Source organism: Sphingomonas eleionomae (assembly GCF_049889035.1).
In the GTDB taxonomy this organism is placed as follows: domain Bacteria; phylum Pseudomonadota; class Alphaproteobacteria; order Sphingomonadales; family Sphingomonadaceae; genus Sphingomonas.
Window position 1 is genome coordinate 301,399 of sequence record NZ_JBLTWP010000003.1, and the last position, 18,670, is coordinate 320,068.

Genomic DNA, 18,670 nt, shown 5'->3' on the forward strand with positions numbered 1-18,670 from the left:
TCGATGATGCGTACCACGCCACAGATTGTCCGGGTCATCGACCTGGAAACCACCGGCAACGCCCCGCCCACCCATGCCGTCATCGAAATCGGCTGGCAGGATGTGGCGCTGGGCGCCGATGGCCGCTGGGACCTGTCGGGCGACGGCGGTTCGATGCTGGTCAATCCCGGCCGCTCTATCCCGCCCGTGACCCAGGCAGTGCACCATATTCTGGACGAACAGGTCGCGGATGCGCCCTGGTGGCACGATGTTGCGCGGCAGGTGCTCGACCCCTGGCCCCGCCGGCTGGCGCTGGCTGCGCACCGGGCGAGTTTCGAGGAGCAGTTCTGCACGCCCGCGCTGACCCGGTCCGCCGACTGGATCTGCACTTGGAAATGCGCAATGCGGCTGTGGCCGGAAAGCCCCGGCTTTTCCAACCAGATGCTGCGATACTGGCGAAAGCCGGACGGCATGGTGCATGAACGCGGCCTGCCCGCGCACCGCGCCTTTCCCGACGCCTATGTCACCGCATTCCACCTGCGCGACATGCTGAACGAGGCAAGCGTGGCGCAGCTGGTCGAATGGTCGAACCTGCCCGGCCTGTTGCCGCGCGTCCGCTATGGTCCGGATCGCGGCCGCGACTGGCGCGAGCTCGAAAACGAGGTGCTGGCCCGGTATCTGACCGACCGGGACGAGGATGTGCGCTATACCGCCAAGTTGGAGCTGGAGCGGCGCAACAATGGCGGCGCGATCGGCGCCGACCCGGAAAGCGTCGAACGGCTGCTGCTCTAGGGCGCGATGTCGAAGTGCATAACGTCCTCGCGCTCGCCCAATTTGGCGTATAGCGCCACTGCCGGCGGGTCACGGTGATCGGCCTGGACATAAACGACCCAGGCACCGATCGACCGGGCAATGCTGCGCAGATCGTTGATCAGCGCGGTGGCCACGCCCCGGCGCCGCCGATCCTCTGCTACCGCAAGATCGTAGAGATAAATCTCGCGCCGCTCCGCCTCGAACTTGGTCAGGACATAGGCAGCTATGGCACCGATGATCCGGCCGTCCTCTATGGCAGCCAGCGCAATAAAATCGGGGCTGGCCAAGCGCTCGGCCAGCCAGCTGTCGCTGGGCGGAGCATCGGTATAGGCATCGCCGCCATCGTCCCCGAACGCCTTTGCAAACAGCGCGTTGATCGCCCGCATGGCGGCCAGATCCGCCGTGCCAAGGCGGCGGACGATCACGGCCGGGCAATCACCGCTGACCAGGCATAGCCGCGGAACAGGGGCTGAAACCGGGCGGTCATGCCCTGTTCCGACGCGATCCGTTCGACGGCCGCCTTCATGTCGGCGCGCGGTGTCACATGGAACTTGTCGAGCCAGGCGAACAGCGCGGCGCGAAAAGGGGCGGGCAGGCGTTCCTGCTGGCCGAAATCCACGATGTGCAATTCCCCGCCGGGGTTCAACCGGCGCGCCGCTTCCGCAATCGCGCCCTGCCAGTCGGGGATCATCGACAGGGTATAGCTCATGAAGATGCGGTCAAAGCCGGGCAGGGCGAACAGCGCCGCCGGATCGAACCGGGTGGCATCCCCCTCGGCCAGCGCGATGCGGGCCGACAGGCCTGCCTTGGCGACCTTGGCCTGCGCGGTTTCCAGCATCGCGGCCGAAATGTCGAACCCGTGGCAGCGGGCATCGGGGTAACGCCGCGCGGCCAGGATCAGGTTGCGCGCCGTGCCGCAGCCGACCTCCAGCACCGTGCCGCCGGGCGGGGGGCGCAGCGCGTCCAGCATCCGGTCGCGGCCCAGCAGGTAATATTTGCGTGTCAGGTCATAGATATGGCGCTGCGCGGCATAGATCGCATCCATGCGGCGGCCATGATCGGCCGGGCTGTGATCGTTCATGCCTTCAGGACGTACAGGTGAACGCCGCCATAGATCGCCGACCGGTCGCGGCGGGTGTAATCCAGCGACTCCTCGGCACGATAGTCCCACTGGTCGAGCAGCACGTCGGGAATGCGGCCGGGCAACAGGCTGGGCGCGGCGGCGGTGCGGAACAGGACGCGGGCGCCAGGCTTGGCGGTGCGGGTGATCTCGCTCCACAGCTTGGTCAGCTGTTCGTCGGTCATCCAGTCCTGTGCATCGAGCAGGATATACCGGTCCAGCGAACCCGCGCCCTGCGATTCCAGGAAATGCACCATATTGATGTGGCGCACATCGACCCGATCGGCACGCGCGCGCACCGTGTCGAAGTTCGCGGCCTCAAGATAGGGGGGCACCGACGCATCCGGCGTCTTTTCATAGCCGCGGTTGAACGCCTGCCACGCGAAATAATTGTCCTTCAGCGGGAAATCACAGGCCAGTTTGCGCAGCCGTTCGATCAGCACCGCGCGAATCCCCTGCGGGTCGTCGCTGGCGAGCGATTCATACTGCGCGGGCGGGATGCCCAGGCCGAACAGGCTGGCGGGCTGATCCACCAGCCAGCGGATGAACCGCTTGTCGAACACGGTCTTCAACCGGGTGTCGAAAATGCGCTGCTGTTCCGCCATATCCCTGGCGGCCAAGATCTCGCGCGGGTCGACGCCGTACAGCTTGGCCAGGAAATGGGCGAGCGCGATGAAATTGCCCAACAGGCCGCGCCGGTAAAACCCCTTGGCAAATCCGCCGATCCGCTTGCGGCCCAGGATGTCGCGCCCCTCCCAATAGGCGCGGCTGTCCGCATCCAGATTGGGGGCGATATGGGTGCGGTACAGGTCCAGATTGTCCGCCCAGTCGGCATCGGCGAAAAACCGGTGGAACGCCGCCTGATCGGGCAGATGCTTTGCCGCGACCAGCTTCATCTTGTTGAGCGCGATATGCGCGGGGTTCAGGTCGACGACCGTGATCCGGGCCGGATCGGCGGTCAGGTACGACATCATGTTGCAGCCGCCGGACGCGATCGTCATCACATGGCTGTCGCGCGTGATGGCCAGCGCTTCCATGTCGACAACCGGATCTTCCCAGATCTGCGCATAGACAAGGCCGCGAAAGGCAAAGGTGAACGCGCGTTCCAGGATCCCGTCCTTGGACAGGTGATCGTGGCGATGAACGGCGCCGCGCACCGCTTCGTTCTTGGGCGTCTTGGCAATCGAACGCATCAATAAGTCCCTGGGGCTGGTGGCGGCCGCACCATAGCGGAGTTCCGCGCGCCTAGACACGGCATATGACGGTTCCGCGTCAACGATGTGACGCTTGCGGGCCGTCCATGCCACCTCATCCCCAGTTGGCTAGCCGCCGGGATCAATCCCGGCAATAGCCTTCGCCCGTCTTCACGACGATGCAGTCCTTCTTTTCGGCCAGATACTTCATGCCGGTTGCCGCACCGTCGCCGCGCTTCAGCACCTGATCCCCGTCGGGGCGGGTAAAGGTCAGCGTCTCGCCCTCGGCCACGGCGGAATAATTGCCGGCCATGGTGTCATCCAGTCCGTATTTCATGTTGATCCGGTAATGACCCGGGCCGACCTCCTCGTCCGGGACGATGGTGGCATAGGTGCCCTCGACACCGATCCAGCGGCCGGTCCATTCATTGGCGACCGCGCTTTCATTGCCGATCGCGTCATTCCCCTCGACCGGCAGGTCGATGACCTCGTTCGGCATGGCATCGGCGGCATTGGTCGATCCGGGCGTCTGCGTGCCGCCTCCGCACGCGCTCAGGGTCAGGGTGATCGGCACCAGCAGGGCGGGAACAAGATTGCGCATCGTCATCTCCGGGCATAGCAATGGGGTTCAGCCTAGCGCGGAACGCTCGAACGGCCTAGACGGGCCCAATTCTTTCGCTGCAGGACCCATATGACCCTTCGCATTGCCATCGCATCCGACCATGCCGCACTCGATCTGAAGGCTGCGCTCGTCGCCTGGCTCGGCACGCAGGGCCATTCGGTCGAGGATCTGGGGCCGCACGGCACGGACAGCGTGGATTACCCGGATTACGGCTTTGCTCTGGCCGAGCACCTGGCCGGCGGCGGGGCGGATCGCGGCATCGCGCTGTGCGGATCGGGCATCGGCATCTCCATCGCCGTCAATCGCCACCCGGCCTGTCGCTGCGCGCTGGTGTCGGAGCCACTGTCGGCGCGCCTTGCCCGCGAACATAATGACGCCAACGTCATCGCCATGGGCGCCCGCCTGACCGGCCTCGACATGGCAAAGGCGTGCATCGAGGCGTTTCTGGCGCAGGATTTCGGCGGCGATCGCCACGCCCGCCGCGTCGAAAAGCTGGGCCGGGTGCTGGGCTGAGCCGCAAGGCGCATCCGTCGGATCTTAAACATGAAACCTGGCACCCCGCGCTCATCCTGATCCTGTCGAACGATGTGGCCGCGCGCATTGACCGTCGGAAAACTCCTTCGATAGGCTCAGGGCGAGCGAGGGTGGGCGGAAAGCGGGTAACGATCAGACGACGGGCGTGCCGAACCCGGTGGCAATCATCGTCGACAGCCCAAGCCCGATGGACAGCGGCACGCGCAGGCCCATCCACCATGCCGGCGTCAGTCGCTGGCGATAGAACCAGGCATCGACAAACGGCGATGCCAAGATGACCAGTCCCAGCAGGAACAGCGACGGCTGTGGCCAGGGATCGCCGACCAGCCACGGCCAGATGGTCGCCAGTGCAACGAGGGACGGGACCACCGCGATTGCGAACAGCCCCGCTGATGGTTCCTGTTGCCGGGCAGCCAGCCCCCACCAGGTACCGCCCAGAAAGCTGAGGATCAGCGCGGCATAGAGCCATGCGATGGCCAGCGCGGCAAACCGCCATTCGACATTGCCGGAAACCAGCACGGCCACACAGGCCAGTTGCGGCAACAGGCCGGCCAGGCCGAGCCATTTCGCCCCGCTGGGCATCCCGTCCAGAGCGGGCAAGTTCGGCGTCATGCGGCCCATGGGAATCCTTTCGTGCGGCTGATCGCGCGTACCCTATAATGGGCAGTGGCAATCGGCGCGCCAAGCGGATAGATGGCGCGCCGAAGCATGAAGGCGGCTCATGCCCGTGCCGCCCATCCGATTCGAGGCCCGGCCGATGAGCACCCAGCCCCAGACCCTGTCCCCCCGGTCCCTGTCCGATGTTCAGCCGGACGGTTTCTTCACGCGGTCGCTGGCCGATGCCGATGCCGAGGTGTTCGCCGGTGTCGCCGACGAGCTGGAGCGCGAGCAGACTCAGATCGAACTGATCGCGTCGGAAAACATCGTCAGCCGCGCGGTAATGGAGGCGCAGGGGTCGGTCTTCACCAACAAATATGCCGAAGGCTATCCGGGCAAGCGTTACTATCAGGGCTGCCACCCGTCCGACACCGTCGAAACGCTGGCGATCGAGCGGGCAAAGGCACTGTTCGGTTGCGGGTTCGCCAATGTGCAGCCGCATTCGGGGGCGCAGGCGAACGGCGCGGTGATGCTGGCGCTGGTCAAGCCGGGCGACACGATCCTGGGCATGAGCCTGGATGCCGGCGGCCACCTGACCCATGGTGCCAAGGCGGCGATGAGCGGCAAGTGGTTCAATGCCGTTCAATATGGCGTCGATCCGGTCACCCACCTCATCGATTACGACGCGGTCGAGGCGCTGGCCGTCGAGCATCAGCCCAAGCTGATCATCGCGGGCGGTTCCGCCTATCCCCGGGTCATCGACTTTGCCCGGTTCCGCGCCATCGCGGACAAGGTGGGCGCGTTCTTCATGGTCGACATGGCGCATTTCAGCGGCATCGTGGCGGCGGGTCAGCATCCCTCGCCCTTTCCCCATGCGCATGTTGCCACCACGACGACGCACAAGACGCTGCGCGGGCCCCGCGGCGGCATGATCCTGACCAACGACGAGACGCTGGCCAAGAAGTTCAATTCGGCGGTGTTCCCCGGCATGCAGGGCGGCCCGCTGATGCACGTCATCGCGGCCAAGGCGGTGGCGTTCGGCGAGGCGCTGCAGCCCGATTACAAGACCTATATCCGTGCCGTGGTGGAAAACGCCAAGGTGTTGGCCGCGACGCTGAAGGAGCGGGGGGCCGACGTGATCGCGGGCGGCACCGACACGCATCTGGCGCTCATTGACCTGCGTCCGCTGGGCGTCACCGGCAAGGATGCGGACGAGGCGCTGGAGCGGGCGGGCATCACCTGCAACAAGAACGGCATTCCCAACGATCCGCTGCCGCCGGCCAAGACCAGCGGCATCCGCGTCGGCACGCCAGCGGGGACGACGCGCGGCTTCGGCGTCGCCGAATTCCGCGAAATCGGCCATATGGTCGCCGATGTGCTGGACGGCCTGAAGAACAAGGGCGAGGGCGGCGATCCGGCGGTCGAGGCCGATGTCCGAACCCGCGTCCGCGCACTGTGCGCCCGTTTCCCGATTTATGGTTGATTTGAAGCTCTAACGCCCGTGCTCGGTGCCGGCCCACTCCCCCTCCCGGCCACCCAACGGCAGTATCATATGGGTGGCCGGGAGGGGGAGTGGGCCGGCACCGCACCCGTCAGGATCCAATAATGCGTTGCCCATTCTGCGCCCATGAGGCGAGCCAGGTGAAGGACAGTCGCCCGACCGAGGACGGCACGGCCATTCGCCGCCGCCGCCAGTGCGAGGGATGCGGCGCCCGCTTCACCACGTTCGAGCGGATCCAGCTGCGCGATCTGGTCGTGCTGAAGTCCGAGGAGCGCCGCGAGCCGTTCGAACGGGAAAAGCTTGTCCGCTCCATCTCGATCGCCTGCCGCAAGCGGCCGATCGACGGCACGCAGGTTGAACGGTTGGTCAGCTCGATCCAGCGTCAGCTGGAAACCCAGGGCGAGGGCGAAGTAACCTCGACCCGCATCGGCGAACTGGTGATGGAAGGACTGAAGACGCTGGATTCCGTTGCCTATATCCGATTTGCCAGCGTCTATAAGGATTTCCGCGAGGCCCGCGATTTCGAGGAATTTGCCGGTTCCGTGACCGAGGTGGGCAAGGCGTGAGCGATACCGTTCCACCCCCCGTCATCGTGCTGGTCCGCCCGCAACTGGGCGAGAATATCGGCAAGGCGGCACGGGCTATGCTTAATTTCGGGCTGACCGAGATGCGGCTGGTCACGCCCCGCGATGGCTGGCCCAATCCGGCTGCCGGCCCGGCGGCATCGGGCGCTGATATCGTGCTGGAACAGGCGCGGGTGTTCGACAGCGTGGCCGATGCGGTGGCCGATTGCACCCATGTCTATGCCACCACGGTGCGCAAGCGCGGCGTGACCAAGCCGGTGGTGACGCCGGAACAGGCGGCGCGCGCGATCCATGCCGGGCCGGGGCGCTCGGCCTATCTGTTCGGGCCGGAACGGTCCGGGCTGGAAACCGACGATGTGGCGCTGGCCCGCACCATCCTGACCGTGCCGATCAATCCGGACTTCGGATCGCTGAACCTGGCCCAGGCGGTGATCCTGTGCGCCTATGAATGGTCAAAGGGCGTGGCGCTGGCTCAGCCGACGGCGACCGACCTTGATCCCCCCGCGCCGCAGGGCGAGCTGGAAGGGCTGATCGAACAGCTTGAGGGGATGCTGATGCCGGCGGGCTATTTCCATCCGCCGGAGCGGACGGACGTGACCCGGCGGACCTTGCGCGGCCTGCTGACCAAACCGGCGTGGAATGCGATGGAGGTGCGGACGATGCGCGGCGTGCTCAGCACCCTTGCCCGCCCGCGCCAGCGTTAGGAACGGCTGGCGTCAAATCGCTCCAGCTCGTGCGCGATCGAGCTTTCCACCAGCATTTCCCATAGCGCGGCGATCCGGTCGGCGGGGGCGCCCAGCCGCTCCGCCTCGGCCCGCGCATTGGCGATGACCGCGACCTTGCGCGCCTCGTCCCGCACCATCGTCCGCTCCGGCTTGATCCGGGCGGCCGCGTCCATATAGCCGAAACGGGTGGCCAGCAGGGCGACCAGCTGACGGTCAAGCGCGTCCACGCCGGCGCGGACCTCTGCCATGGTGGTGCATCGGGTGGGGGACAGCGGCTCGCTCATGGAATCGCGGTTAGGCGGGCCGGGCGCGCCTGTCCAGCTTGACTCCGGACGACCCGGCGGCTAACCGCGCGCCTTCGCAATCGGCCCCGTATCCCCGGTGAAGCGGTGGCCCTGCTCTGGTTTGTCCGGAAACAGGCGAAGACCGGGATTGCGGCGGGCGCCCCATGGGCACCTGCCAACGTCGTTCGAAGTTGCAAAGGATTTGATATGTCGAAGCGCCAGAGCGCCAAGTACAAGCTCGACCGCCGGATGGGCGAAAACATCTGGGGTCGTCCGAAGAGCCCGGTGAACAAGCGGGAATATGGCCCCGGTCAGCACGGCCAGCGTCGCAAGGGCAAGATGTCGGATTTCGGCATCCAGCTGCGCGCCAAGCAGAAGCTGAAGGGCTATTATGGCGACATCACCGAAAAGCAGTTCAAGCGCACCTATGAGGAAGCGTCGCGGCTGAAGGGCGATACCGGCCAGAACCTGATCGGCCTGCTGGAACAGCGTCTGGACATGATCGTGTACCGCGCCAAGTTCGCGCCGACGATCTTCGCCGCGCGCCAGCTGGTCAGCCATGGCCACGTCCGCGTCAACGGCGTGAAGTGCAACATCGCGTCGCGCCGCGTGAAGCCGGGCGAGGAAATCACGCTGGGCAGCAAGGCCAAGGAAATGGCCCTGGTGCTGGAAGCGCAGGGCCTGGCCGAGCGCGACATTCCCGATTACGTCGCCCCGGATGGCAATGCCAAGGTCACCTTTACCCGCGTCCCGACGCTGGACGAAGTGCCCTATCCGGTGAAGATGGAACCGAACCTGGTCGTCGAATTCTATTCGCGCTGATCGGATCGGCCGGACCATCCGGCTGAACGGAAAAACGGGGGGCGGTTCCACGCGGACCGCCCCCTTTTTTGTGGATCAGCGGCTCTGCGCCATCAGCGGAGCCGCCGTGCCGTGGACAGGCCGCGGCATCGCGTCCGGCAGGGGATTGCCCGCCGTCCGCTCGGCGATCAGCGCCCGTGCGCGGGGGATGGCGTCGCCCAGGTGGTCCAGCACCGCCGCCTCGCGCGCCCGGCGCATGGCATCGTCGAAACGGACGCCATCCTTTTTCGAATAGGTCGAAAACAGCGGCCCCTCGGCAATCGCCCGCCCCTGACCGGCCATCCAGTCAAGACCAAGCCGATCGGCCAGCGCATCCAGCGTCGCGCCAGGCTGGGCCGTCAGCGACCCCGCATCCAGCGACCAGCTTGCCGGATAGCGATCCATGGCGGCGATGAAGCGGCGCGTCTGTGCCAGCCACAGGATCGCCGCACGGCCGACCGGATCCAGGCCGTCCAATGGCCCCGCGCTGGCTTCGATCGCCGGTTTCAGCTCTTCGGAGATCCTGCCCACCCATTGCCGGTGCCCGTCACTGCGCAGGACCGCCGCCAGATAGGGTTCAAGCGGGAAATAGAGAAACACCGCCTGGCTGCCCGCACTGTCCAGCAATGGATCGATCGCGAAATTGACGGGCACATTCGCCTTGATGATCGTGGGCCAGTCGGGCCGATAGCGTCGGCTGGCGAGCGCGGCGGCGATGCGATACAGGGCGGCTAGCGGTCGTGGATCGGCCGGTTGCTGGGCAAGGGCAGCCGCAATCTGACGCAGCGGCACCGGCTCGCGCAGCACCAGTGGACCGTCGGGCCGGTCCAGCGCCCGCGCCAGCAGCGTCGATCCGCAATGCGCCATGTGAAAAATCCACGTGGCCGGCAGGGGGGGCGCCGAAGCCATCTGGCCCAGCATCGACAGTGGCACACGCACATTATCCTGCACGGCGCGGACAATCCGCTGATCCAGAAAGATCGATTCCGCGTAATGGGTGCGGGACATCCGCGCGAACAGCATGTCCGAACCGTCAATGGCATGACCATGATGGTCCGGGCTGGCAAGCAGCTGGTCCAGGGGAACCGGGCTGACGGCGGTCATGGATGCTTCCTTCCGCATGCGGATCGCGCCTATACGGGCGGGGTGAGCGAGCAATAGCATGGCATTTCTGACACGCCCATCATCCGATGATCCGCTGGCCGTCATCCATGCCGGTGACGATGCTTCGTTCGATGCGCTTGACCGCGAATGGGTGGCGGGCCTGTACCGCGATCACGGCGCCTTGCTGTTTCGCGGATTTCCGGCCGATCTTGACGGGTTTCATCGGTTTGCCGCGCGCTTCTGTTCTACCTCCGTCTTCAACGAAAGCCCCGACCGGCTGCTGCTGCGCGCTGAACCGAATATTCAGACGGTGAACGGTGGCGGCGATCCGTTTCCGCTGCATCCCGAATTGTCGCGTGAACCCTGGAAACCCGATTGCTGTTTCTTTCACTGCCTGGTGCCGGCGGGGCAGGGCGGCATGACCACGATCTGCGATGGCGTGGCGCTGGTCCGCGCATTGCCGGCCGATCTGGTGGAGGCGCTGGCCCGGCGGCGGCTGGTCCATATCCGCCCGGCAAATCCGGCGGTGCTGCGCTATTGGCTGGGCAGCGAGGATCCTGCGGATGCGCTGCTGGAATCGCCGCCGGTTCACGTGCCCTATCGCTTTCGGCGGACGTCCCACGGCATTGTCCAGATTTTCATTCGCCCTGTGCTGCATCGGCCGATGTTCACCGATGCGCTGGCGTTCGGCAATTTCCTGCTGTTCGCGCGGGATTATCTGATGCTCGACCGGTTTCCCCTGCTGGACGACGGGACGCCGTTTCCCGATGCCTGGCTGAACATCATTCGCGCGACGGCAAAGCGGCTGACGGTTGCCGTCGCCTGGCAGGCGGGCGACCTGCTGATGCTGGACAACAGCCGCTTCATGCACGGGCGCACGGCAATCGCCGATCCCGAACGCCGCCTGATCGCCAGCTTTTTCGGGTATCTGGACGATGCGCCCGTCGATCCGTGGGAACGCGATCACGCCCCCTGGCGACGGGCCCATTTCCGCCCTCCGCATGCAGGACCTGCGCAAGGGCCAGGCGTCTGACAGGGATTGGCGGCGGGGCTGTTGTGCCCCGTCCGCTACTTGGATTTGGCAAAGGCCCGATCAAACAACGCGGCGCTTTTCACCAGCATCTCGGTCCGCATCGCGCTGTCCTCGATATAATGGTCGCGGTCCTTGAAGATGACCAGTTCGGATGTCTTGCCCGCCGATTCCAGTCGCGTCTGCATCAGGCGGGCATGGCCAACATCGACGTTGCGGTCGAAATCGCCGTGAAACATCAGCACCGGTGACTTGATTTCCGCCGCACGGCGGGCAGGCGATCCCGCCGCGATGTGCGGGCCGGTGCCGACGAAGCTGCTCACCAGATTATAGTCGGACCAGTTGCGGCGATCCTCCTTCAACCGTTCCAGGTCGGTCACAGGGGCGATGGCCACCACCGCCTTGAACAGGTCAGGTTCGACAGCCGCGGATTGCAGCGCCGCATAGCCGCCATAGGACCAGCCGACGACCGCCATTCTAGAAGCATCGGCGCCCTGGCCCACCACCCACCGCGCGCCATCGGCGATGTCGTTGATCGCCGTCTGCCAATTCTGGAACCCGTTCTTTCGAAACCACGCATCGCCATATCCGGCCGAGCCGCGGAAATTGGGCTGCAGCACGGCATAGCCCCGCGCGGCATAGAATTGGACCATCCAGTCAAATCCCCACTCGTCGCGCGATCCGGGCCCGCCGTGCGGCATCACGATGGCGGGCAACCCTTTTGCATCGGTCTTGCCTGGCGGAAGGGTCAGATAGCCGGGAACGGTGACGCCGTCGCGCGTGGCATAGCTGACTGCCTTCATCGCGCCCAGCGGCCGGTTTTCCAATGCCGGTCGCACCAGCGCGAGTTCGTTCAGGCTCTTTGCCGTGCGGTCAAATAGATAATAGCGGCCCGGATCGATGTCGCTGCCGGCCCAGACGAGCAGCTTCGTTTCATCTTCGCTGGTATCGACCACCCGAATCAACGGCAGGCTTGGGATGGCCTTGGACAAGGCTTGGGTCATCGATGCGATGTCCTTGTCGAAATAATGCGCCTGCGCCTGATCGGTCACATACCGCACGCCGATCACCCGCCCGCGCCGGCCGACACGGATGAAGCCGGCAACATCGACCTGCGGATGCGCAAAGACCAGCGTTTCAGCGCCGGTGCCATCCAGTGCCTTGGTATAGGCGGCCATGCGACCATCAAGTGGTTTCAGGCCATAGGCGACATTGAGTTCCCGATCGATGGAATAGGGATCGAACCCCCGCTCGGTCGCCGTGATCGTGCTGAGCAATTGCCAGTTGCCGCCGTCGGGACCGCGATGGAAATAGCGCCGCTCCTCCTGAGCATAGCCCGTGGCGTCGCTGACCTTGCGGATCCCCTTGATCCGCACGGCTCCATAGCCGTCGGAAATATATTCATTTGCCTCGTCGTCGGGCTGGACCACGACGGTGGTTGCCATCGTCATCGTGTTGACCCGATCAACGCCCAGGCCGCTCTTGGTCTGGGCCAGCCGAGTGCCACCGGTGCGAATTTCCGGAATATAGTTCCGGGTCATCAGCACCTGGCCCTCCTGATCCGGATTCCAGTCGATGACGCTGCCGCCATAGAGCGCGGGGCCAAGGCGATCGCCCGCGCCGCGTTTCACATCCATCACCTTCAGGTTGCCGCCATCGGCATCCACGGCGATCATGCGCGAGCCATAGACAGCATCGTCGTCCAGCTTGGTTGCATAGTAGATCGAGCACATCAGGCGCGTCCGCCCGGTCCAGCGGCAGGACGAAACGCGATGCGGATTGCCGTCGGCGACAAGCGCTGTTTGCGGCATGACGTCCGGTTTGGTCAGATCGTGGATCATCAGCCGCGATCCCTGGCCAGTATCGGCCGACAGATAGGCAAGCCGCTGACCATCGGGCGACAGGCTGGCCTGTTCGATCGATTCGCGCGCACCGAACATGGCGGCATCGCCCGCGCTGTCCTGTCCATGGGCCGGTGCGCCCGCCAATGCCACAACCCCGGCGGCCGCAATCCACGCCGCGTTCCACGTCCCCGTCATTCCAAACGCCCCATCTACGTAATAACCCCAGGGATGGGATGCTGGATCAACATGACCTGACAGACAAGACACAATCCGTCCCGGAATGAACGATCCGGAGATGCGGAAACCGCGCCGGTTCAATCGGTTGGCTCGCGATGCAGCCGCCCTTGCCCGTTCGCAACGGTGTTTTCCGTCATGCCCATTGCCCCCGGCCGCCGCCGATGCCAGCATTGCGGCACGCCATTTCTGCGGGAGAGTTTCATGCGTCTTGCGATCGCTGCCAGTCTTGCTGCCATCACCGTCTCGCCGCTTCACGCACAGGAAGCGCCCGCCATTTCCGCCGATGCGCTGAAGGAGATGACGCAGACGCTGGCGTCGGATGCGTTCGAGGGGCGGGCCCCGACCACGGCGGGTGAGGAAAAGACGGTCGCCTATCTGATCGAACGGATGAAGGCCGCGGGCCTGCAACCGGGCAACAAGGGCGAATGGACGCAGGACGTGCCGCTGGTCGAACTGACGGCCGCCAATGTCCAGCCGCTGACGATTTCGGGCGGCCGCACGCCACTGTCCTTTGCCTATCGCACCGATGCCGTCATCGGCACCTATCGCGTGGTGCCGACCGTGTCAGTAAAGGACAGCGAGGTCGTGTTCGTCGGCTATGGCATCAACGCCCCCGAACGCGGCTGGAACGATTATGCCGGAGTGGATGTAAAGGGAAAGACGGTCGTCATCCTGATCAACGATCCCGATTGGGAAAGCACGACGCTGGACGGGCCGTTCGGTGGCCGGGCGATGACCTATTACGGCCGCTGGACCTATAAGTATGAGGAAGCGGCGCGGCAGGGCGCGGCAGCGGCGATCATCGTCCATGATACCGAACCGGCCGCCTATGGCTGGGGCGTGGTGCAGTCCAGCTGGACCGGGCCGCAGCTGATCCAGGATCCGGGCGACGAAAATCTGGACGAAAGCAGCGTCATCGGCTGGGTCCAGCTGGATGCGGCAAAGCGCCTGTTCGCCAGCGCGGGCAAGGATTTCGGGGCGCTGGCCGCTGCTGCGCGGCAAAAGGGGTTCAAGGCAGTGCCGCTGGGGCTGAAGGCAAGCACGCAGTTCGATCAGACGATCAAGCGTCAGGCGTCGCGCAACGTCATCGGCATCCTGCCAGGCACGGCCGCGCCGGACGACTATGTCCTTTATACCGCCCATTGGGACCATCTGGGCCGCTGCGATGCAGTGGACGGTGACGATATCTGCAACGGCGCGCTGGACAACGCCACCGGGACGGCGGGTCTGATCGAACTGGCCAGCGCCCATGCCAAGGCGGGACCGGCGCGGCGCAGCATGGTGTTCCTGGCCGTCACGGCCGAGGAATCCGGCTTGCTGGGATCGAAATACTATGCCGAAAACCCGGTCTATCCGCTGGCAAAGACGGTGGGCGGGGTCAACATGGACGGGCTGAACATCAACGGCCGGGCGCGCGATTTCGTGCTGGTCGGCGTCGGCAAGTCGCAGCTTGAGGATCTGGTGAAACCGATTGTCGAGGGCGCAGGCCGCGTGATCCGGCCCGAACCCAGCCCGGAAAAGGGCTATTATTACCGGTCCGACCATTTCAGCTTCGCCAAGCTGGGCGTGCCGATGCTGTATGGTGAAAGCGGCGAGGACCTGTTCGACGGCGGGGTGCAGGCGGGTGCTGCCGCCGCCAATGATTATGTCGAAAAACGCTATCACAAGCCGCAGGACGAATATGATCCGTCGTGGAACTGGGACGGGGCGGTCGCCGACCTGACGCTCTATTACCGGCTCGGCCGCCAGCTGGCCGATGGCGACGCCTGGCCCAACTGGTATCCGACCGCGGAGTTCAGGGCAGTGCGGGACAAGAGCCGGGCCGGAGCGAAGTAGCGCGCGAGTTCAAACTCCCTCTCCCCCGCGTCGCCGTTCGCCCCTATATGGCGGCGCATGACAACGCCTCCGCCTCCGCCGCCCGCAGAATGGGCGCATCACGACGCCGTCTGGATCGGTTTCCCGAGCCACCCCGAACTGTGGGTCGAGGACCTTGAACCCGCGCGGGAAGAGGTCGCCACCTTTGCCGAATCCGTCCATGCCGACGGCGCGGGGGAAATGGTGATCCTGGTCGCCGCCGATGAAGAGGCGGGCCGCGCGGCCCAGGCGATGGCGGGGCGGTTTGCCCAGGTGGTCGTCGAACCGTTCGGCGACATCTGGCTGCGCGATACCGGCCCGATCATCGGCGGGGATCATCATGCCCATGCGTTCGGCTTCAATGGCTGGGGCGGCAAATACGACCTGCCGGGGGACGACACGATCGGTCAGCGGCTGGCGGCCCGGCGCCATTTCAACGCGATCCGGCATGACTGGGTGCTGGAAGGGGGTGCAATCGACGGCGATGGCACTGGCCTGCTTGTCACTACCGAGCAGTGCCTGCTCAATCCCAACCGGAACCCCGGCCTGTCGCAGTGGGATATCGAGGCGCGGCTGACCGCCGATCTCGGCTTCACGCGCTTCCTGTGGCTGGGGGAGGGGCTGCTGAACGACCATACCGACGGCCATGTCGACAATCTGGCCCGCTTTGTCGGCGAAAACCGGCTGGCCATTCCCGAAGCGGCGGAAAACGATCCCAACTGGCGTGTGTACCAGATGGCGGCGGATGCGGCCCGCGCGGGCGGCGTCGATCTGGTCCGCATCCCGTCGCCGGGCCGGGTGCTGGACGAGGATGAGCAGATCATCCCGGCCAGCTACATGAACTTCTATATCGGCAATGCCGCCGTGGTCGTCCCGCTCTATGGACAGCCCAATGACGATGCCGCGGTCGATGCGATCGGTGCGCTGTTCCCCGGCCGCCGCGTGATCGGCCAGCGGGCCGACCATATCCTGACCGGCGGCGGCAGTTTCCACTGCATCAGCCAGCAAATCCCAAGCCGTTGATCCGGCACCGGAGCATCCCATGACCCAGATTAGCGTTGCCGCCCTTCAGCTTGGCTTCGGGCCGGACATCGATACCAACATTGCCAATGTCACCCGCCTGGTGCGCGAAGCCGCAGGGCGGGGCGCTCAGGTCGTCCTGCCGCCCGAACTGTTCGAGGGCGAATATTTCTGCCGCGTCGAGGATGAGGGGCTGTTCGCCAATGCAAAGCCGGTGGACGAGCACAAGGCGGTGCTGGCCATGCAGGCGCTGGCCGCTGATCTGAAAATCTGGATTCCGACCAGCTTTTTCGAACGCGACGGGCCGCACCATTACAACTCGCTGGCGATGATCGATCCCGATGGCCGGGTGCAGGGGATTTATCGCAAGAGCCACATCCCCGACGGTCCGGGATATGAGGAGAAATTCTATTTCCGCCCCGGCAATACGGGGTTCAAAGTGTGGAAGGGGCCACAGACGACGCTGGGCGTCGGTGTCTGCTGGGATCAATGGTATCCCGAAACCGCCCGCGCGATGATGCTGATGGGCGCGGAAATCCTGTTCTATCCGACCGCGATCGGATCGGAGCCGCATGACGACAGCCTGGATACCGCCCGGCTGTGGCGCCGCGCGATGGTCGGCCATGCGGTGTCCAACGTCGTGCCGGTCGTCGCCGCCAACCGGGTGGGGACGGAGCATGGCCAGACCTTTTATGGCACCAGCTTCATTACTGATGAACGCGGCGACATCCTGGCCGAACTGGACCGTGAGGAAGAGGGCGTGATTACCGCGACGCTCGACCTTGATCTCGCCCGCCGCCACCGCGCCGCCTTCGGCTTTTTCCGCGATCGCCGGCCGGAACTGTACGGGCGGCTGGTTCAGGATATCTGATGCGGGCGGCTGCCCTGCCCGCGCTGCTCCTTGCGCTGGCGGGGTGCCAATTCGGGGGAGTGCGGCCGATGAACCCGGTAAGCTATTTCGAGGTACCGGTCAGCGACATGGACCGCGCCGTCGCCTTCTACACCCGCGTGCTCGGCACCGATTTCGAACGGGCGACCATCGATGGCTATCCGATGGCCCTGTTCCCCGCCGCGAACGGCGCACCGGGCGCCAGCGGTGCGCTGGTCAAGGGCGATGTCTATGTGCCGGCCAAGGCCGGGCCGATCCTGTATTTCAGTGTCGATGATCTGGACGCGACACTGGCTCGTGCAACGGCGGCGGGTGCAGCCATCCTGTATCCGCCCAAGGATCTGGCCGAACTGGGCCGGGTGGCGGAGATCGAGGATAGCGAGGGCAACCGCATCGCCCTGCATCAGGCGGCGGAGTGAGCGGTTGCTGACCGGGGCGGGAGCGGGGCCTCAGAGATACGGCATGATCCCCGAGCGCGCTAATCCTGAATCCTGAGGCCGCTCGTCCTGAGCCTGTCGAAGGACGTGTCCAACAGCCGACCTGTAGCGGCGCATCCTTCGACAGGCTCAGGATGAGCGGAGGCGCAAGGCAGGTTGCACCGCATCACTTTAGTGTGGATTGGCTCGAGCGTCCCGGATCGCGAGCGCGCGGGCGAACACCGCCTCGAACATTTCCGCCGTCAGTCGCCCGGTATTCGTATTGTACCGGCTGCAATGATAGCTGTCGATCAGCATCCGGCCATCCGGCATCCGGTGTTCGGCCAGATGCCCGAATTTGGCCTTGGGCAATTTGCCGCCCAGCACCTTGACCGCCGATTGATGCGCGATCTGGCCCAGCGCGATGAACACCCGCGCATTCGGCAATGCCGCGACCTGACCGTCCAGGAACGGACGACAGGCGCGGATTTCCTCTGGCGTCGGCTTGTTCTGCGGCGGCAGGCATTTGACCGAATTGACGATCATCGCGCCATTCAGGGTCAGGCCGTCGTCGATGCGGCTGGCATACTCCCCCTCGCTCAGGCCGAATTTGGCCAGCGTGGCGAACAGCAGGTCCCCGGCATAATCGCCGGTGAACGGCCGCCCGGTGCGGTTCGCGCCATGCTTGCCCGGTGCCAGGCCGACAATGACCAGCCATGCATCGGGATCGCCGAACGCCTGCACCGGGGCATTCCACCAGCCGGGATATTCGGCGCGGCACGCCTCGCGATAATCGACCAGCCGCGGACAGCGCGGGCAGTTGTGCGGCGGTTCGGTTTCGGGCAGCGGAGAGGTTGGAAACATGGCCTCGTCGGCTAGGGGGAGCGGGTGGTAAAGACAAGCTATGCCGTGGCCATTGGTTCAAACCGCCCGGGCCGCCATGGTGGCCCGCGGGCGATGGTGGCCGCTGCCATCCGTGCGCTGGGCAGCATCGATGCGACTGCGCCGGTCATCGAAACGCCGCCCATCGGCCCGTCGATCCGGCGTTTTGCGAACACTGCCGTCCTGATCGATACACAGGAAAGCCCGCCAGAGCTGCTCGCCCGGCTAAAGCGCGTGGAGGCCGCGTTCGGGCGGCGGCGCGGCCAACGCTGGGCGGCGCGCCCCATCGATCTGGACATCATATGGTGGTCGGCCGGTCCCTGGGCCTCGCCCGGCCTGATCGTGCCGCATCCGCAGTTTCGCACCCGCGATTTCGTGCTGCGGCCGCTGGCGGCGCTGATCCCCGATGCGCGCGATCCGCTGACCGGGCTGACCATGCGCCACCTTCTTGCCCGGCTCGGTTGACGCCCCGCCGCTCTGCGCTTAGGTGCGTCGCCGATGGTTGGGGTCCGTAGCTCAGTCGGTAGAGCAAGCGACTTTTAATCGAGAGGTCCCGGGTTCGAATCCCGGCGGACCCACCATCCTTTTCCTCCTCATCGCTT

21 protein-coding genes and 1 tRNA gene are annotated in these 18,670 nt (G+C 65.3%); 13 read left to right on the forward strand and 9 right to left on the reverse strand.

Annotation, left to right across the window (positions count from 1 at the left end; translation table 11 throughout):
- Positions 1–3 precede the first annotated feature (3 nt).
- On the forward strand, positions 4–771 hold the full coding sequence (locus ACNI3Q_RS09655) for an exonuclease domain-containing protein (protein WP_426276152.1): 768 nt from the start codon (positions 4–6) through the stop codon (positions 769–771).
- Here ACNI3Q_RS09655 and ACNI3Q_RS09660 read toward each other — a convergent pair.
- The 4 genes from ACNI3Q_RS09660 to ACNI3Q_RS09675 form a co-directional block, all read right to left on the reverse strand.
- On the reverse strand, positions 768–1,217 hold the full coding sequence (locus ACNI3Q_RS09660; protein WP_426276154.1) for an AAC(3)-I family aminoglycoside N-acetyltransferase: 450 nt from the start codon (positions 1,215–1,217) through the stop codon (positions 768–770). The two genes, ACNI3Q_RS09655 and ACNI3Q_RS09660, sit on opposite strands and share 4 nt — an antisense overlap.
- Positions 1,214–1,873, reverse strand: coding sequence for a class I SAM-dependent methyltransferase (locus tag ACNI3Q_RS09665; protein WP_426276156.1), 660 nt, complete (start codon positions 1,871–1,873; stop codon positions 1,214–1,216). Before ACNI3Q_RS09665 ends, ACNI3Q_RS09660 begins: the two co-directional genes overlap by 4 nt.
- Positions 1,870–3,105: a BtaA family protein gene (locus tag ACNI3Q_RS09670; RefSeq protein ID WP_426276158.1), complete on the reverse strand. Its 1,236-nt coding sequence runs from the start codon at positions 3,103–3,105 to the stop codon at positions 1,870–1,872. The genes ACNI3Q_RS09665 and ACNI3Q_RS09670 overlap by 4 nt, the downstream gene beginning before the upstream one ends.
- A 142-nt stretch (positions 3,106–3,247) precedes the next feature.
- The gene (locus ACNI3Q_RS09675) at positions 3,248–3,706 is read right to left on the reverse strand and encodes a hypothetical protein (protein WP_426276160.1); all 459 of its coding nucleotides are present in this window, start codon (positions 3,704–3,706) and stop codon (positions 3,248–3,250) included.
- Positions 3,707–3,796: 90 nt separating this feature from the next.
- Here ACNI3Q_RS09675 and rpiB point away from each other — a divergent pair, with 90 nt between their 5' ends.
- Complete coding sequence (gene rpiB, locus ACNI3Q_RS09680) at positions 3,797–4,240, forward strand: ribose 5-phosphate isomerase B (protein WP_426276162.1); 444 nt, start codon at positions 3,797–3,799, stop codon at positions 4,238–4,240.
- A 153-nt stretch (positions 4,241–4,393) separates the two neighbouring features.
- Here the strand turns inward: rpiB and ACNI3Q_RS09685 are convergent, their stop codons facing one another.
- Positions 4,394–4,882: a DUF3429 domain-containing protein gene (locus ACNI3Q_RS09685; RefSeq protein ID WP_426276164.1), complete on the reverse strand. Its 489-nt coding sequence runs from the start codon at positions 4,880–4,882 to the stop codon at positions 4,394–4,396.
- A gap of 136 nt (positions 4,883–5,018) precedes the next feature.
- Between ACNI3Q_RS09685 and glyA the strand changes: the two genes are divergently transcribed.
- The 3 genes from glyA to ACNI3Q_RS09700 all read left to right on the forward strand — a co-directional run bounded on the left by glyA (position 5,019) and on the right by ACNI3Q_RS09700 (position 7,647).
- Complete coding sequence (glyA, locus tag ACNI3Q_RS09690) at positions 5,019–6,341, forward strand: serine hydroxymethyltransferase (RefSeq protein ID WP_426276166.1); 1,323 nt, start codon at positions 5,019–5,021, stop codon at positions 6,339–6,341.
- Between the two features lie 122 nt (positions 6,342–6,463).
- Positions 6,464–6,925: a transcriptional regulator NrdR gene (nrdR, locus tag ACNI3Q_RS09695; protein ID WP_260022008.1), complete on the forward strand. Its 462-nt coding sequence runs from the start codon at positions 6,464–6,466 to the stop codon at positions 6,923–6,925.
- Positions 6,922–7,647, forward strand: a complete 726-nt coding sequence (locus ACNI3Q_RS09700; RefSeq protein ID WP_426276169.1) for an RNA methyltransferase — start codon at positions 6,922–6,924, stop codon at positions 7,645–7,647. The genes nrdR and ACNI3Q_RS09700 overlap by 4 nt, the downstream gene beginning before the upstream one ends.
- On the opposite strand, the gene ACNI3Q_RS09705 is transcribed toward ACNI3Q_RS09700, so the two are convergent.
- A complete protein-coding gene (locus ACNI3Q_RS09705) occupies positions 7,644–7,952 on the reverse strand; it encodes a chorismate mutase (RefSeq protein WP_426276171.1) in 309 nt (102 codons plus the stop codon). The two genes, ACNI3Q_RS09700 and ACNI3Q_RS09705, sit on opposite strands and share 4 nt — an antisense overlap.
- Positions 7,953–8,159: 207 nt before the next feature.
- Here ACNI3Q_RS09705 and rpsD point away from each other — a divergent pair, with 207 nt between their 5' ends.
- Positions 8,160–8,774, forward strand: a complete 615-nt coding sequence (rpsD, locus tag ACNI3Q_RS09710) for a 30S ribosomal protein S4 (RefSeq protein ID WP_260022011.1) — start codon at positions 8,160–8,162, stop codon at positions 8,772–8,774.
- 75 nt (positions 8,775–8,849) lie between these two features.
- Here the strand turns inward: rpsD and ACNI3Q_RS09715 are convergent, their stop codons facing one another.
- Complete coding sequence (locus ACNI3Q_RS09715) at positions 8,850–9,896, reverse strand: hypothetical protein (protein ID WP_426276174.1); 1,047 nt, start codon at positions 9,894–9,896, stop codon at positions 8,850–8,852.
- Positions 9,897–9,954: 58 nt separating this feature from the next.
- On the opposite strand from ACNI3Q_RS09715, the gene ACNI3Q_RS09720 reads away from it, so the two are divergent.
- On the forward strand, positions 9,955–10,929 hold the full coding sequence (locus tag ACNI3Q_RS09720) for a TauD/TfdA family dioxygenase (RefSeq protein ID WP_426276176.1): 975 nt from the start codon (positions 9,955–9,957) through the stop codon (positions 10,927–10,929).
- A 35-nt stretch (positions 10,930–10,964) separates the two neighbouring features.
- Here the strand turns inward: ACNI3Q_RS09720 and ACNI3Q_RS09725 are convergent, their stop codons facing one another.
- Positions 10,965–12,965, reverse strand: coding sequence for an alpha/beta hydrolase family protein (locus tag ACNI3Q_RS09725; protein WP_426276178.1), 2,001 nt, complete (start codon positions 12,963–12,965; stop codon positions 10,965–10,967).
- A 243-nt stretch (positions 12,966–13,208) separates the two neighbouring features.
- Here ACNI3Q_RS09725 and ACNI3Q_RS09730 point away from each other — a divergent pair, with 243 nt between their 5' ends.
- The 4 genes from ACNI3Q_RS09730 to ACNI3Q_RS09745 are packed head-to-tail and all read left to right on the forward strand — an operon-like array spanning position 13,209 to position 17,189.
- Positions 13,209–14,843: a M28 family peptidase gene (locus ACNI3Q_RS09730; RefSeq protein ID WP_426276179.1), complete on the forward strand. Its 1,635-nt coding sequence runs from the start codon at positions 13,209–13,211 to the stop codon at positions 14,841–14,843.
- Between the two features lie 57 nt (positions 14,844–14,900).
- Positions 14,901–15,884, forward strand: a complete 984-nt coding sequence (locus ACNI3Q_RS09735) for an agmatine deiminase family protein (RefSeq protein ID WP_426276181.1) — start codon at positions 14,901–14,903, stop codon at positions 15,882–15,884.
- A 19-nt stretch (positions 15,885–15,903) separates the two neighbouring features.
- On the forward strand, positions 15,904–16,752 hold the full coding sequence (gene aguB / locus ACNI3Q_RS09740; protein WP_426276183.1) for an N-carbamoylputrescine amidase: 849 nt from the start codon (positions 15,904–15,906) through the stop codon (positions 16,750–16,752).
- Positions 16,752–17,189, forward strand: a complete 438-nt coding sequence (locus ACNI3Q_RS09745; RefSeq protein WP_426276185.1) for a VOC family protein — start codon at positions 16,752–16,754, stop codon at positions 17,187–17,189. Before aguB ends, ACNI3Q_RS09745 begins: the two co-directional genes overlap by 1 nt.
- Before the next feature lie 189 nt (positions 17,190–17,378).
- On the opposite strand, the gene ACNI3Q_RS09750 is transcribed toward ACNI3Q_RS09745, so the two are convergent.
- Complete coding sequence (locus ACNI3Q_RS09750; RefSeq protein WP_426276187.1) at positions 17,379–18,050, reverse strand: uracil-DNA glycosylase; 672 nt, start codon at positions 18,048–18,050, stop codon at positions 17,379–17,381.
- A 24-nt stretch (positions 18,051–18,074) separates the two neighbouring features.
- Here ACNI3Q_RS09750 and folK point away from each other — a divergent pair, with 24 nt between their 5' ends.
- Both folK and ACNI3Q_RS09760 read left to right on the forward strand, forming a co-directional pair.
- Entirely contained in the window at positions 18,075–18,533 is a 459-nt protein-coding gene (gene folK / locus ACNI3Q_RS09755; RefSeq protein ID WP_426276189.1) for a 2-amino-4-hydroxy-6-hydroxymethyldihydropteridine diphosphokinase, read from the forward strand.
- Between the two features lie 40 nt (positions 18,534–18,573).
- A tRNA-Lys gene (locus tag ACNI3Q_RS09760) sits at positions 18,574–18,649 on the forward strand.
- Positions 18,650–18,670 lie beyond the last annotated feature (21 nt).

Coding starts and splice junctions, on each gene's coding strand:
- ACNI3Q_RS09655 (WP_426276152.1), top strand. CDS start 4: ATGATGCGTACCACGCCACAGATTGTCCGGGTCATCGACCTGGAAACC.
- ACNI3Q_RS09665 (WP_426276156.1), bottom strand. CDS start 1,873: ATGAACGATCACAGCCCGGCCGATCATGGCCGCCGCATGGATGCGATC.
- ACNI3Q_RS09670 (WP_426276158.1), bottom strand. CDS start 3,105: ATGCGTTCGATTGCCAAGACGCCCAAGAACGAAGCGGTGCGCGGCGCC.
- ACNI3Q_RS09675 (WP_426276160.1), bottom strand. CDS start 3,706: ATGCGCAATCTTGTTCCCGCCCTGCTGGTGCCGATCACCCTGACCCTG.
- rpiB (WP_426276162.1), top strand. CDS start 3,797: ATGACCCTTCGCATTGCCATCGCATCCGACCATGCCGCACTCGATCTG.
- ACNI3Q_RS09685 (WP_426276164.1), bottom strand. CDS start 4,882: ATGGGCCGCATGACGCCGAACTTGCCCGCTCTGGACGGGATGCCCAGC.
- glyA (WP_426276166.1), top strand. CDS start 5,019: ATGAGCACCCAGCCCCAGACCCTGTCCCCCCGGTCCCTGTCCGATGTT.
- nrdR (WP_260022008.1), top strand. CDS start 6,464: ATGCGTTGCCCATTCTGCGCCCATGAGGCGAGCCAGGTGAAGGACAGT.
- ACNI3Q_RS09705 (WP_426276171.1), bottom strand. CDS start 7,952: ATGAGCGAGCCGCTGTCCCCCACCCGATGCACCACCATGGCAGAGGTC.
- rpsD (WP_260022011.1), top strand. CDS start 8,160: ATGTCGAAGCGCCAGAGCGCCAAGTACAAGCTCGACCGCCGGATGGGC.
- ACNI3Q_RS09715 (WP_426276174.1), bottom strand. CDS start 9,896: ATGACCGCCGTCAGCCCGGTTCCCCTGGACCAGCTGCTTGCCAGCCCG.
- ACNI3Q_RS09720 (WP_426276176.1), top strand. CDS start 9,955: ATGGCATTTCTGACACGCCCATCATCCGATGATCCGCTGGCCGTCATC.
- ACNI3Q_RS09725 (WP_426276178.1), bottom strand. CDS start 12,965: ATGACGGGGACGTGGAACGCGGCGTGGATTGCGGCCGCCGGGGTTGTG.
- ACNI3Q_RS09730 (WP_426276179.1), top strand. CDS start 13,209: ATGCGTCTTGCGATCGCTGCCAGTCTTGCTGCCATCACCGTCTCGCCG.
- ACNI3Q_RS09735 (WP_426276181.1), top strand. CDS start 14,901: ATGACAACGCCTCCGCCTCCGCCGCCCGCAGAATGGGCGCATCACGAC.
- aguB (WP_426276183.1), top strand. CDS start 15,904: ATGACCCAGATTAGCGTTGCCGCCCTTCAGCTTGGCTTCGGGCCGGAC.
- ACNI3Q_RS09745 (WP_426276185.1), top strand. CDS start 16,752: ATGCGGGCGGCTGCCCTGCCCGCGCTGCTCCTTGCGCTGGCGGGGTGC.
- ACNI3Q_RS09750 (WP_426276187.1), bottom strand. CDS start 18,050: ATGTTTCCAACCTCTCCGCTGCCCGAAACCGAACCGCCGCACAACTGC.